This window comes from Roseibium sp., assembly GCF_039982295.1.
Classification (GTDB): Bacteria; Pseudomonadota; Alphaproteobacteria; order Rhizobiales; family Stappiaceae; genus Roseibium.
This window is the reverse complement of record NZ_JBDWYP010000093.1, coordinates 145105-157083: the sequence shown is the minus strand read 5'-3', so window position 1 is coordinate 157083 and position 11979 is coordinate 145105. Positions and strand designations below refer to the sequence as shown.

Annotated in this window: 15 protein-coding genes, 1 tRNA gene and 1 pseudogene; 12 read left to right on the top strand and 5 right to left on the bottom strand. The window is 58.1% G+C overall.

What is annotated here, in order from left to right; genetic code table 11:
• Positions 1-123, top strand: a pseudogene (locus tag ABJZ52_RS23140) (IS5/IS1182 family transposase); the annotation flags it as partial.
• Here ABJZ52_RS23140 and ABJZ52_RS23135 read toward each other — a convergent pair.
• The 3 genes from ABJZ52_RS23135 to ABJZ52_RS23125 all read right to left on the bottom strand — a co-directional run bounded on the left by ABJZ52_RS23135 (position 111) and on the right by ABJZ52_RS23125 (position 3634).
• Entirely contained in the window at positions 111-560 is a 450-nt protein-coding gene (locus tag ABJZ52_RS23135; RefSeq protein ID WP_348186563.1) for a hypothetical protein, read from the bottom strand. The pseudogene ABJZ52_RS23140 and the gene ABJZ52_RS23135 overlap by 13 nt on opposite strands.
• 708 nt (positions 561-1268) lie before the next feature.
• Positions 1269-1844, bottom strand: a complete 576-nt coding sequence (ilvN, locus tag ABJZ52_RS23130; protein WP_348186561.1) for an acetolactate synthase small subunit — start codon at positions 1842-1844, stop codon at positions 1269-1271.
• A 14-nt stretch (positions 1845-1858) separates the two neighbouring features.
• Positions 1859-3634, bottom strand: coding sequence for an acetolactate synthase 3 large subunit (locus ABJZ52_RS23125; protein WP_348186559.1), 1776 nt, complete (start codon positions 3632-3634; stop codon positions 1859-1861).
• Between the two features lie 751 nt (positions 3635-4385).
• Here ABJZ52_RS23125 and ABJZ52_RS23120 point away from each other — a divergent pair.
• The 11 genes from ABJZ52_RS23120 (at position 4386) to ABJZ52_RS23070 (ending at position 10467) form a co-directional block, all read left to right on the top strand.
• Positions 4386-4461, top strand: a tRNA-Lys gene (locus ABJZ52_RS23120).
• Between the two features lie 343 nt (positions 4462-4804).
• Positions 4805-5416 carry a sigma-70 family RNA polymerase sigma factor gene (locus ABJZ52_RS23115; RefSeq protein ID WP_348186557.1) on the top strand — a complete coding sequence of 204 codons (612 nt, stop codon included), beginning with the start codon at positions 4805-4807 and terminating at the stop codon, positions 5414-5416.
• Between the two features lie 109 nt (positions 5417-5525).
• On the top strand, positions 5526-5762 hold the full coding sequence (locus ABJZ52_RS23110; protein ID WP_348186555.1) for a RebB family R body protein: 237 nt from the start codon (positions 5526-5528) through the stop codon (positions 5760-5762).
• Positions 5763-5795: 33 nt separating this feature from the next.
• Complete coding sequence (locus tag ABJZ52_RS23105; RefSeq protein ID WP_348186553.1) at positions 5796-6386, top strand: hypothetical protein; 591 nt, start codon at positions 5796-5798, stop codon at positions 6384-6386.
• Positions 6387-6426: 40 nt separating this feature from the next.
• Complete coding sequence (locus ABJZ52_RS23100) at positions 6427-6786, top strand: hypothetical protein (RefSeq protein WP_348186551.1); 360 nt, start codon at positions 6427-6429, stop codon at positions 6784-6786.
• Between the two features lie 90 nt (positions 6787-6876).
• A complete protein-coding gene (locus tag ABJZ52_RS23095; RefSeq protein ID WP_348186549.1) occupies positions 6877-7326 on the top strand; it encodes a hypothetical protein in 450 nt (149 codons plus the stop codon).
• Positions 7283-7861 carry a hypothetical protein gene (locus ABJZ52_RS23090; protein ID WP_348186547.1) on the top strand — a complete coding sequence of 193 codons (579 nt, stop codon included), beginning with the start codon at positions 7283-7285 and terminating at the stop codon, positions 7859-7861. The genes ABJZ52_RS23095 and ABJZ52_RS23090 overlap by 44 nt, the downstream gene beginning before the upstream one ends.
• A gap of 185 nt (positions 7862-8046) precedes the next feature.
• A complete protein-coding gene (locus tag ABJZ52_RS23085) occupies positions 8047-8373 on the top strand; it encodes a RebB family R body protein (protein WP_209003592.1) in 327 nt (108 codons plus the stop codon).
• Between the two features lie 210 nt (positions 8374-8583).
• Complete coding sequence (locus ABJZ52_RS23080; protein ID WP_348186545.1) at positions 8584-8883, top strand: RebB family R body protein; 300 nt, start codon at positions 8584-8586, stop codon at positions 8881-8883.
• Positions 8884-9007: 124 nt separating this feature from the next.
• On the top strand, positions 9008-9790 hold the full coding sequence (locus ABJZ52_RS23075; RefSeq protein ID WP_348186543.1) for a rhodanese-related sulfurtransferase: 783 nt from the start codon (positions 9008-9010) through the stop codon (positions 9788-9790).
• Between the two features lie 74 nt (positions 9791-9864).
• The gene (locus ABJZ52_RS23070) at positions 9865-10467 is read left to right on the top strand and encodes a hypothetical protein (RefSeq protein ID WP_348186541.1); all 603 of its coding nucleotides are present in this window, start codon (positions 9865-9867) and stop codon (positions 10465-10467) included.
• Positions 10468-10490: 23 nt separating this feature from the next.
• Here ABJZ52_RS23070 and ABJZ52_RS23065 read toward each other — a convergent pair whose 3' ends face one another.
• Together ABJZ52_RS23065 and ABJZ52_RS23060 are read right to left on the bottom strand one after the other, a co-directional pair.
• Positions 10491-11366: an SMP-30/gluconolactonase/LRE family protein gene (locus tag ABJZ52_RS23065; RefSeq protein WP_348186539.1), complete on the bottom strand. Its 876-nt coding sequence runs from the start codon at positions 11364-11366 to the stop codon at positions 10491-10493.
• 83 nt (positions 11367-11449) lie between these two features.
• Positions 11450-11923: an Lrp/AsnC family transcriptional regulator gene (locus tag ABJZ52_RS23060; protein ID WP_348186537.1), complete on the bottom strand. Its 474-nt coding sequence runs from the start codon at positions 11921-11923 to the stop codon at positions 11450-11452.
• Between the last annotated feature and the right edge of the window lie 56 nt (positions 11924-11979).

The window sequence follows — 11979 nt, the reverse complement described above, 5'->3', positions numbered from 1 at the left end:
GGGCGATGCCGCAGGCTGGCAAAGGACTGGGAAAAATCCGTCGAAAGTGCCACCGCATGGGTCACCATCGCCAGCATCAGGGTCATGACACGCAGGCTCGCAACCTATTGTCAGGTCTCATAAACTTTTGAATCGGGCTCTAAGAAGGCGTAAGCACAAGCCGACAAGCACTTTCCGGGCTCTATCTTAGACACGAAGCTGCCGTTTTGCGGCTCCGAGACGGTATCTCCAATACGCACGCGGACCGAGTGGGCGCGAAAAAGTCGCCCCAGTTCCAAGGCCGCGGCAAGGTTATCGCCCCCATCTGAATTGATGACAATAGTGGGTCCGCCTTCGCCGCCGGTCGGCTCGCCGAAGGCCTCTCGGAATGCCGCAGGCGTATCACTGGTGATGTCACCCTCCGCCGCAAACCAAGTGCAGCCGGCGCACACGCCGCCAACGGTCGCTTCTCTAAACTTCATAGGTTCAGCAGAGAGTTGGTTAACCGAGGCCGCTAAAACAACGGCTAAGGAAATGAAAAATCCTTGAGCGATCACAATCACCTCAAACAGTAGCTTCAACACATCCCGTGCATTTGAACTCACTACGCTTTAACAATGCAACAAGCTTACTTCGTTGAGGTCCAAATTTGAACAACTCCCCAAAATGTTCGGGCCCCTCCAGCCAATTAACTACGAATGTCTGCTTTTGCGCCGAGAAGCATGCCGTTTGGCGAACGCAACAAATGACCGCTTCTCGCCCTTTCTGGGCATTCAATCAGCTTGCGGCGAACGGCAGGTTTGCAGATCTGAGGGAGAAGCGTTGAGCTTCCTGGCTAAGCGCGCAAAATTGCAACGCGGTTTCTCATGGGTGCAAGGCAGCGCAGATCAAGGCAAAACAATCCCCGCGGACCGACTTCTCTTGGTCCGGACTGCCGAAAAGGGGCAACCCCAACCGTCGTCCTCCCGGCCAAGCGCAGCGCGAGCCGGGACCGGTGAGTCCCCGGCATGTCCATGGACGCACGGCTTTGGGGAGGTTGACGTCAGGATCCCGCTTTGTGACCGCTTTGGCTCTCCGATCCCGGATCTTCGCTTTGCTGCGTCCGGGATGACGAGGAGGTGAGGCGGGTGCAAAAGCCCGCCGCAATGTCCAGCGACAGGCCTCCGCGTCAGGCTACCGCAAAGGGAGAGGGTGCCTTTGCCGCCCCGGACTTGATCCGGGGCCTTACTTTTGAGGGGGGCGGTCCCGGATCGAGCCCGGGACGGCGATGTTATAGTGGGCGGTGGCGATTAAAGCCCTTCCGGTCCTCTTTGAACCGCAGCGACACCGGTGCGGGAGACTTCGACCAGGCCGAGCGGTTTCATGATCGAGATGAATTGCTCGATCTTGGAGGAGCGACCGGTGATTTCGAAGACGAAATGCTCGGTGGTCGCGTCAATCACGGTGGCCCGGAAAGCGTCACCCAGGCGCAGGGCTTCCAGGCGCTGGTCGCCGGTGCCAGCCACCTTGACGAGTGCAAGCTCGCGTTCCAGCGGCTTGTCCTGACTGGCCAGCTGTGCTTCCACGGTCAGGTCTGTCACCCGGTGAACGGGAACGAGACGGTCCAGCTGGTGGCGGATCTGCTCGATCACCATGGGCGTGCCGGTGGTGACGATTGTGATGCGTGACAGATGCTTTTCGTGCTCGGTTTCCGAAACGGTCAGGCTGTCGATGTTGTAGCCGCGGCCGGAGAACAGGCCGATGACGCGGGCGAGCACGCCCGGCTCGTTGTCCACCAACACTGACAGGGTATGAGTTTCGATCTTGTCGCTGGTTTCCGCCATGAAATAGATCGACGGGGCGCTTAGGTTGGTTTTTGCGTTCATGTTCGTCTTCCCCCTTAAACCAGCATCTTGCCGGCATCGTCGATGGCATTTGCGACCGCTTCGTCGGACGCTTCATCGGGCAGCAGCATTTCATTGTGAGCCTTGCCCGATGGGATCATCGGGAAGCAGTTGGCAAGATTAGCCACGCGGCAGTCGAACAGAACGGGCTTGTCGATGGAGATCATTTCCTCGATCGCGCCGTCCAGATCGCCGGGCTTTTCGACCCGGATGCCAACCCCGCCATAGGCCTCGGCCAGCTTGACGAAATCAGGCAGACTGTCGGTGTAGGAATGGGACAGACGGTTGCCGTGGAGCAATTGCTGCCACTGGCGGACCATGCCCATGTACTGGTTGTTCAGGATGAAGACCTTGACCGGCAGAGCGAACTGGACGGCCGTCGACATTTCCTGAATGTTCATCAGGATCGAGGCATCCCCGGCAATGTCGATGCACAGGGCGTCGCGATGTGCGACCTGCGCGCCAATGGCCGCGGGAAGGCCATAACCCATGGTGCCGAGACCGCCGGATGTCAGCCAGCGGTTCGGCTCTTCGAAGCCGTAGAACTGGGCCGCCCACATCTGGTGCTGGCCGACTTCGGTGGAGATGTAGGTCTTGCGGTCCTTGGTCAGCTCATACAGACGCTGGATCGCGTACTGCGGCATGATGATGTCTTCGTTGGGACGGTAGGCCAACGAATTGCGGGCGCGCCAGATGTTGATCTGCTTCCACCAGTCCTTCATGGCCGCCGGATCCGCCTTGAGCGAGGACGTGCGCCAGATGCGAACCAGATCCTCCAGAACATGGCCGACGTCACCAATGATTGGCAGGTCGACCTTGACGGTCTTGTTGATCGAGGAGGGGTCGATGTCGATGTGGATTTTAGTGGCGTTCGGCGCAAAGGCGTCGATGCGGCCAGTGATGCGGTCGTCGAAACGCGCGCCAACGCAGACCATGACGTCGCAATCATGCATCGTCATGTTGGCTTCGTAGGTGCCGTGCATGCCCAGCATACCGAGCCAGCTATCGCCGGATGCGGGATAAGCGCCCAGACCCATCAGGGTCGATGTGATCGGGAAGCCGGTGAGCTGGACCAGTTCGCGCAGCAACTGGCAGGCTTGCGGGCCCGAGTTGATCACGCCGCCGCCAGTGTAAAGCACTGGTTTCTTGGCCTTGGACATGAGGTCTGCCGCGATGCGGACAGCCTGCGCGTCGCCCTTCAGCTGCGGACGGTAGCTCTTGTGGCTTGCGGACGGGTTGCTCGTCGGGCCCTGATAGGTGCCGGTGGCAAACTGAACGTCCTTTGGAATATCAACGACGACCGGACCTGGACGGCCGGACGTTGCGACATAGAAAGCTTCGTGCAGAACGCGTGCAAGATCGTCGACATCGCGGACCAGCCAATTGTGCTTGGTGCAAGGGCGGGTGATGCCGACGGTATCGCACTCCTGAAAGGCGTCCGTGCCGATCAGATGTGTGGCAGTCTGTCCCGTGATGCAGACCAGCGGAATGCTGTCCATCATGGCGTCGGTCAGTGCGGTGACCATGTTGGTCGCGCCGGGGCCCGATGTTACCAGGGCAACGCCCGGCTTTCCGGTGGAGCGGGCATAGCCTTCGGCAGCGTGGCCAGCGCCCTGTTCATGGCGCACAAGAATGTGCTCGAGGCCTTCCTGCTGAATGATCTCGTCATAGATGGGAAGCACTGCGCCACCCGGGTAGCCGAATACAGTGTCGACGCCCTGGTCCTTCAACGCCTGGATTACCATTTCGGCGCCGGTCATCTCCCGTGTCATTCTTGCTTTCCTCGCATTGGCCCTGAACTTCAGGGGCTTGGCTCGTCTGTGTTCTTTCGTGGCTCGCATCGAGCAGGGATGGTAGCGGGTTTGCGCCTTTCCAAGGCACCGGTCAACCGGGAGTGAGGTTCGGGACGGGAAGACACAAAAAAAGGCCCCGAGGGACCTTAAATGCGCGCCAACCTGTTCCGAACGGATTACTCCGTTCCGGCGGCGCGCCTTCCTACCACTAGAATGAGAGACGTCATCAGACTGCCTGTCCTCTATCTTCCGAAGATCTGCAACCGGTGCCGACCCTCAACCCGTTTCGATACAGTTTAGAACCTTTAAGCCACTCTCTACGCGATCTCGAGGCGGCTTGAAGCTTCCAACAACACAAACGGGACAAGCCCCGTTCGTGATGCGGTGCACCCTAGTCAGCCGCTGCAGCAGGGTCAAGGGCAAAATTTCATTTGTTTCGTTGAGTGCGTCGTTGCTTTCTGAATCTTGCTCGCCACAAGATCGGCGGGCTTCACTCTCTCTCACCCTCTATGTTGGTCTGTGAGGCGATGGAAATGGTGAAATCGGGCTCGGCGCAATTTACATTCTCTGGCTTCTCACAGGCAGCGGAAAGGCGCCCAGGGCCCAAATGGGTCTTCGCAGGCTTGAGACAAATAATTCACATTTCTGCTTGCGTCGTAATCCGCTCATCGATATACACCGCCCATCGACGCGCTGCGGCGCGAACGATCGATCCGTCGACGGCGGATGTGGGTGTATAGCTCAGTTGGTAGAGCAGCTGACTCTTAATCAGCCGGTCCTGGGTTCGAATCCCCGTGCACCCACCACTTCTTTCATTTCCCGCTTTTCTGATCTATCCTTTGCGAGTGCGCTGATGCGCTCGTTGGCAACCGCGTGTGAATTTGCGCCGGTGTTTTGCCGATAGTGCAACCTGCGGCAAAAAGTGGTTGCATTGATTTAAAATTCTCTTTTTAATTGTGTTTAGGTTGTGGTGCTGGTGCGCCGTATGAACGGTCTGATACAGCTATCCTGCCGTTTTTGATGAGAGACGACGTGGGCCGCGCAGGATGCACAGGCTGGCCAAATCCAAGAATTAATTCACACGCATAATTTCCTAGCGTCTTTGGCTGGAGAGAAATACAACCTTAAGGTGAGTTGGAGGGTGAATTCGTGCCAGATTCCGAAGATTTGAATGAAAGGGTGACCTTGCCCTCCGCAGGGATCTGGATGAGCTGGATCGAGGATGGTCTGGTTTTGCGCAGGCGTGCGCTGCGATTGACGCGCGGCAATCGCGAGGAAGCGGAAGACCTTCTGTCTTCGACCCTGGTCAAGGCCGTCAGTCACGTGGAACGTCACGAGACGGAAGTGCGCGAGCCGCGGGCGTTTTTACTGTTCGCCATGAAGAATGAGTACATCAGCCGTTTGCGCCGCCTGAACTCCGAGCGGCAGGTGCGTGATTTTCAAGCGGATGTCTATCAGGATCACACGCATGGACTGGCGGACCGACAGCCGGATCAGGAAAACCAGCTGCGCCATCAAGACGCTCTTCGCAAGGTGCTGGAAGCGGTCGATGACTTGACGCCAGACTTTCAGGACATCTTCAGGATGCGGTTTTGCGAAGAGTGCAGTTACCGTGAAATCGCCCGTCACCTGTCTATTTCAGAACCGCTTGCGCGCAAGAGGGTTCAGCACCTGCGTGGGCATTTGCGCACCGTCATGGGAGAGGAAGTCGATCCTGTGGACAGGATTTCCGAAAAAGACGTTTCACAAGTTTCCAGCTGAGGCGTCTGAACAAGCAGGGAACTGCAAGGTGCGGTCTGATTGGCCGATGAACGGTTGATTGGCTTGCGACCCGGGGAAGCTGCGAACCCGAGCCTGATGGGAAACAAACATGGTCGACAGTGTGAATGCCCAAGTAACCGATGCGGTAACGCAAACCAATGTGAAGGTGGTCGCGGAGGCCCCTGCACAAGCCATTGCGAGCCTCTACCAGGTGGCGAGCCATGCGGCGGGCCTGTCGGTTCAGAACGCGGTTCACAGCCAGCAGGCGATGAACCAGATCACGACAGCTGTGGTGTCCAAGGCGTGTCAGCTGATCATGGATATTGGCGAGCCTTCGACAAAGTAAAGATTGGCATCGATGACGTTAGGGAGTTTGGTTATGTGGCTAGATGGCTGGTTCGGAAAACATGGTCCCGACGACGCAGATGCGCCGCATGAGGACAACCTGGCATTGACCCGTGACAAGGATGGAACACTGCGGCCGGATAAGTCGGCGTCCGTGAAAAGCAATGGAGTGGAGGGTATGACGTTGGGCAGCAAGCCGAAATCAAAACCTGCCGGCCCAGGGTCTCCCTCAAAGCCGTCTCCCCAGAAGTCACCGACGCCGGATGTTTCGGCCCTGAACAGCAAGGTTGTCCAGGCCGTTCAGTTTGCCAACACGGAAAACAGCAATTACGCGAGCGAGCTCGTGGCCACACCTCCGGATATCATGGTCAGCACGACCACGGGCCTCGCCGTGCAGGACGCGAAAAACTACATGAATGCGATCATGCAGATTGCTGTTGCGGCCCAGGCGGTTGCGATCAAGAAAGCAGCCGAGGGACCTGAGCCGGTGGCGGCCTTGAAGGAAATCCCGTTGCTTGCGGAGATTCAGAACATGGTGACGCAGGCGGTCGGGGTCTATGGCTCCGTCAGCACTGAAGCTGGTACGTCAGCGAAAACCGTCATCGGGGATTTGAAATCGGGTTAGACCGCAGCGCGCGGCAGCTGGAAGTGGGAAAGGTTATGTCATGGGCGATCTGCGGAATGTTGAAGTCAACGATCTGACAGGAGTGCCTTTGTGGGCCTCAGGTCAGGGCGACCAGGAGGGCGGGGGTGCTGGATCCGGAGGAAGCGACGCTGGCGGCGGTGGTTCAAGTGATGGCTCTGGAGATGGATCAGGTGATGGCTCTGGCGGGGGCAACGATCCCAAGAGCCTGCTGGAGGCCTTCAACACGCTGAGGGATGACGAGCAGGAAGAGATCCTGTCGGCTCTGTCACAAGCTCTTGGACGAGGGAAAGCAGAAGGTGAAGCCTCTCCGGACGGCCGGAAAGATGCCGGTGCGCCGCGTGCCCGAGGCAAGCCGGGCTCCGACAATGAAGGGACCTGACGCATGTGCGCGAGGTGTGGCCGGGGCAGGGGATGTCGCGGCGAACGGTCGAGCCGTTGCCAGGATGAAGGTGTGAAGGAGACCGCCGAAATGGAAAATGAACTCGATCTGATCTGCAAGGACCTTGATGCTGTGCTGCAAACAACGCTCGTTACCTGGAGCGAGGCGCTGAATGAAGCGCGCGAGACGAGTGGCGACCCGCAGGCCCTCTATTGTCTGTATCCCAAACTCGTTTCTCATGTGTCCTGGGCGCGGGGAACTCTCCAGGGCGCCGAGGCGTCGTTTGCCCAGATCGATCAGCGCCGGAACATGGACCTGTCGCAGATCAAGTCGGCGGCGATGCATTCGCTTGCCCCGGGCTGCTGTCCATGCTGCGGCGGCGCGTGCGCACCTTCTGCCTGCGGGGGTGGGCCTGCTGGGCACACTGAGGGCGGCCAAAAGGAAATTCACACGGAGACTCACATCGTCAGGGAAACGACAATCGAGGAGACAAGCGATGGTCGAAGCGAAGAAGCCGGGCGGGCCCGGCGCAGGTCCTAGGAAGCGCTCAACCAAACCGGCTGAGGTTCTTGAAGCGTTGCTGGAGGGCTACCTCAAGACAGCCAGCCTTCAGACGGACTACCAAGGCCTTTATCAGTCTCTTCCCGGTGTTCTGGATTTGGCCGGTGATATCTTGAAGAAAAAGGAAGAAGGCGAGCAGGCCTTCGATCAAGGGATCCTTGTGGTCGAGAAAGTGCTGACAGATGCCAGCGAAAAGGCCGATCAACTGTCCAAGGCCATGTCAGACCAACATGATGCGTTGAAGGCTATTTTGGCGGATAGGTCCCTCCTGAGTGACATTCTGAAATCGGGGAAGGAGGCGACGGCGGCGTCATCGCGAAAAGCGGCCCGCGGGGCAGATCCCAGGGCCGGGGTCCTGGGGCTGGCCGATGCCCAACTTGCCGGTCAGCTCAATTCGGTCATGAGCAACATTCAGTCGATGATCTCGCGCGAGGTTCAACGGCAGTCCGAGGTCTTGCGCAACCAGATGGCCTCAGGCGCCCAGCCTGCGGGAAAACCCGATGGTCGCGGTTGAGGCGACAGGCGCAAAACCCTACCCATGCTTTCTTCCCAGAAGCCGGTCATTGAAAAATGGCCGGCTATCTTTTTGATAACGTTTCGATAATTCTCGGCTGTAGCCTTCACACCTTAATTGCTCCTACGTCCTAGTGGGTGTCCGTAGCCGGCGTCGGTGCTGGCCCAGCATAAGGAGTGTGGACAATGGTTGAATTGGTAAATCCGATGATCACGGATGCGGTCACGCAATCCAACGTGAAGGTTGTGGGCGAGTCTCCGGCAATGGCACTGAGCACGCTCTATCAGTCGATGGCACATTCGACAGGCGTGTTGTTTGAAAATGCGGTGTCTGCTCAGCAGCAGCAGAACATCCTGGCGCAGGCCGCTGTGAACCAGGGCGTGATGCAGATCTACAGCCTCGACACGACGGCGGCGGCAGGCGCAAGCGAAAAGGTGGCTCAGACCGGCGTATCCGACAATTTGAGTTCCATGCTGGCCGTTCTTCAGGCCTTCAGCAACCCGCAGCGATAAGCGGTTTTCCTCCTTCCTTTCGGCTCCGTTCCAAGTATTGGAACGGAGCCCTTTTTGCGTTTTGACTGAGTATTAACAACTTCAGGTAGAGTATGTGCGCCGATGCAGTCATGAGACGCGGCGCAGATCGCGGAAGCGGACTGTTGTGCAGGCAGGCGATCCGATCGTAGCTCGCCGGTGAAGAGCACCGGCAAACCTGAAGGATGAATCATGCCTGCTCCAAATCCGACCAATAATGTGGTCAATGCCGACGTGTTAGCGCTTGGCCTGTCGCCAGCCGTATCCGTGGCTGCTGTCTACCAATCGATGTCCCAATCACTTGGCATCCTTTACGAAAACGCCGTCGCGAACCAGAAGCTGCAAAACATTGCGGCTGAGGCCGTCCTTGTGGAGGGACTTGTGCAAGGTCTTGCGAGCACAGCTGTTGATGTCGTGGAAGATGTGGTGGCTGCTGCCGATCCTGTTGCAGAGCTCGTTGCTCTGCTGAAGGCCTTGAACAAGGACCACTGAGGCGGCAGATTTTGTGTGGCGTAAGCGCCGGGGCGGGGGTCCGAGAAAATGCGGACTTCTCTTTCCCGGCGCAGTGACGTTATAAGCGGCGCGAAGATCCGCTTTCCACATCAGAACAGCCAATATGTCCAAGATCCTGATTGCCGCCCTTTACAAGTTTGCTCCGCTCGATGACCACGAGGCCCGGCGTGACCCACTCAAGAAGTTTTGCGAGGACCGCGATGTGCGCGGCAGCATCTTGCTTGCAAGCGAGGGGATCAACGGCACGATCTGTGGTCCGGAAGCAGGTGTTCGAGATGTCCTCGCCCATCTGCGCAGTGATCCGCGTCTTGCGGAGCTGGAGCACAAGGAGGCCTGGTCGGATCGTCATGTGTTCAAACGCATGAAAGTGCGGCTGAAGCAGGAAATCGTTCGTCTGGCTGTAGACGGCATCGATCCGAATGAAATCGTCGGCACCTATGTGAAGCCGGAGAACTGGAACGAGCTGATCTCCGATCCGGACGTGGTCGTCATTGATACGCGCAATGACTATGAGTTTGCGTTCGGAACGTTTGAGAACGCACTCAACCCAGAGACCCAGTCGTTCAGGGAATTCCCTGACTGGGTGCGCGAAGCGGTCGCGCTGGAAAGCAAGCCGAAGGTCGCCATGTTCTGCACCGGCGGCATTCGCTGTGAAAAGGCAACTTCCCTGCTCAAACGGGAGGGCTTTGATGAGGTGTTCCACCTTGAAGGCGGCATTCTGAACTACCTGGAAAAAGTGCCTGAAGAGCAGAGTATGTGGAAGGGTGAGTGTTTCGTCTTTGACGACCGGGTATCGGTCGATCATCAGCTGCAGCCCAAGTGGGGGGAGTGGATCCCTGAAGAAGCGCGCCACATCATCAACGAAGACACGGACTACGATAAGTAGGTCTTTAACAAATCGTTAATTTTCCCTAAGGTCAGGGTGGAGGCTGGGTCCTCCATCTGACAGGGGGTGTTGCGATGTTTCGAACTGTCGTTTCCAGATTTGGGTTTGCAGTGCTTGTTGCGGCGAGTGCCGCAGCTGGTTCCAGCGGCGCCAGTGCTGGTGGCAAGGCTTTGCAATGTTACGAGCAGGCCGTTGTGCCTGCGGCCTATCAGACTGTTCAGGAACGGGTTCTGGTGCGGCGGGCAACCACGCGAGTTGTTGAACACCCTGCCGTCTATGCCTATCAGAGCCGCCGGGTCGTCGTGCAGCCCGAGCGCGTCAGCTATCGCACCGTCGCGCCGATTTATGAGCACCGCAGCCGCAGAGTCCAGGTTCAGCCTGCCAGCGTTGGCTGGGAGTCTCAGATCCGCAAGGGGCGCAAGATCCTGTGCAAGGTCAAACGCCCTGCCATCTATCAGACTGTCAGTGAGCGCGTCTTGGTGAAGCAGGGCGGGCGTGTGGCTGTAACCCAACCCGCCATTTACGGCACGGTGAAGGAAAAGGTCCTGGTGCGTCCTGCCAGCAGACAGAAGGTCCACGAACCTGCCGTCTACAAGATGGTCTCCCGCCAAGTCAAAGTGCGCGACCAGCAAGTCGTATGGCAGCCGGTTTCAAGAAAAGCCTACTGCAAGCGCTAAAGTGGGCCCGTTTTTTGGGGCCCCTAGAAGGCGGTTTTGAATCTTGAGGTCAAGACGCCCTTGGAGGTGTGGCCCTCAACAAGCAGGAGCGAACCGGACAGGCTCTCGGGGCCTTCGCCGCCTGGCTGTAGACTGGTCACGACCAGCTGGTCGAGGTCCGGGCCGCAGAAACAGGGCATGGTCGGCTTCGGGACGGGTAGGGAGATCGCATGGGTCAGACTGCCGTCTGGTGCGAAGCAGTTGAGCAGGCCCGCAGAAACGCCTGCACTCCAGTAATTTCCGTCAGCATCCACCGTGGCACCGTCCGGGCGGCCGGTCTCATTGGTTTGCTGCGCAAAAAGCATCTTCGCGCCGAGCGTGCCCGTTGTGGGATCGAAATTATAGGCTTCGATCCAGCCGGGACTTGAGTCCGAGTGATACATCCACAACCCGTCCGGGGACCATGCCAGACCGTTGGAGACCTGCAACTCGTTGCGGATCATGTCGACCTCGCCACTTGCGCTGACACGGTATAAGCCTGCAATCGGCTCACGCGGGCTCGAAGTGTCCATTGTGCCGACCCAATAGGCGCCATCGGGGCCGATCTTGCCGTCGTTCAGCCGGGTTTGCGGCAGGTCGGTCTCGATCTTCGCAAGGGTCTCGCTGGTGCCTGTTTTGGGGTCGAAGAGAACCACCTTGTCCCAGACGCTCACGATGAGACGTCCGTCATCTGTCAGGCCGAAAGAGCCGACTTCATTGTCAAACCGGTAGGTGGTGATTTCACGGCTTTCCCAGTCCATGGACTGGATGCTGCAGCCCTGAATGTCGGTCCAGAAGAGTTGGCCGTTAATCTCGTCCCAGGTCGGGCATTCGGCAAGCTTGTAGGTCGGCTCGATGAGACGGGAAATCTGGAAGGACACCTTTTTCTCCGGTGACTATTTGCAGGAGGCGGCGACTATAGCTTGCAAGATGCCTAGCGTCGACACGCTTGTGAGCTTCAGCGCTATGTCGTCTCGACCTTCATGGGAAAGGCGGTCTTTCGAACGATCGGGCGGATAGCGAAGGAGGATTTCATCCTGAGGACGCCCGGCAGGCACGCCAGGTGTTCCCGGTGGATTCTCTCGAAATCGGTTGGATCGGCGGCCGTAACGCGCAGGATATAGTCAGCATCTCCGGCCATGAGGAAACACTCCATGATTTCGCTGGAGCGGCCGACGGCCCGTTCGAAGTTTTGCAGCACCTCGTTGGATTGGCCGACGAGCGAGATCTCGACGAAGATGTCCATCTTGCGGCCGAGTTTGCGCTGATCAAGAAGGGCGACGTATTTGTCGATGATGCCGGTCTTCTCAAGCGCGCGCATGCGGCGCAGGCAGGCCGAAGGGGAGAGGCCAACTTGATCGGCGAGATCGGCATTCGCGATCCGGCCGTCCTCCTGCAGGACGGTGAGGATTTTCTGATCGATGCGGTCCAGTTTCAAATTTCAACTCCATCGCATAAAATTCGAATATTTCTCAATTTTACGAAATCATCTTG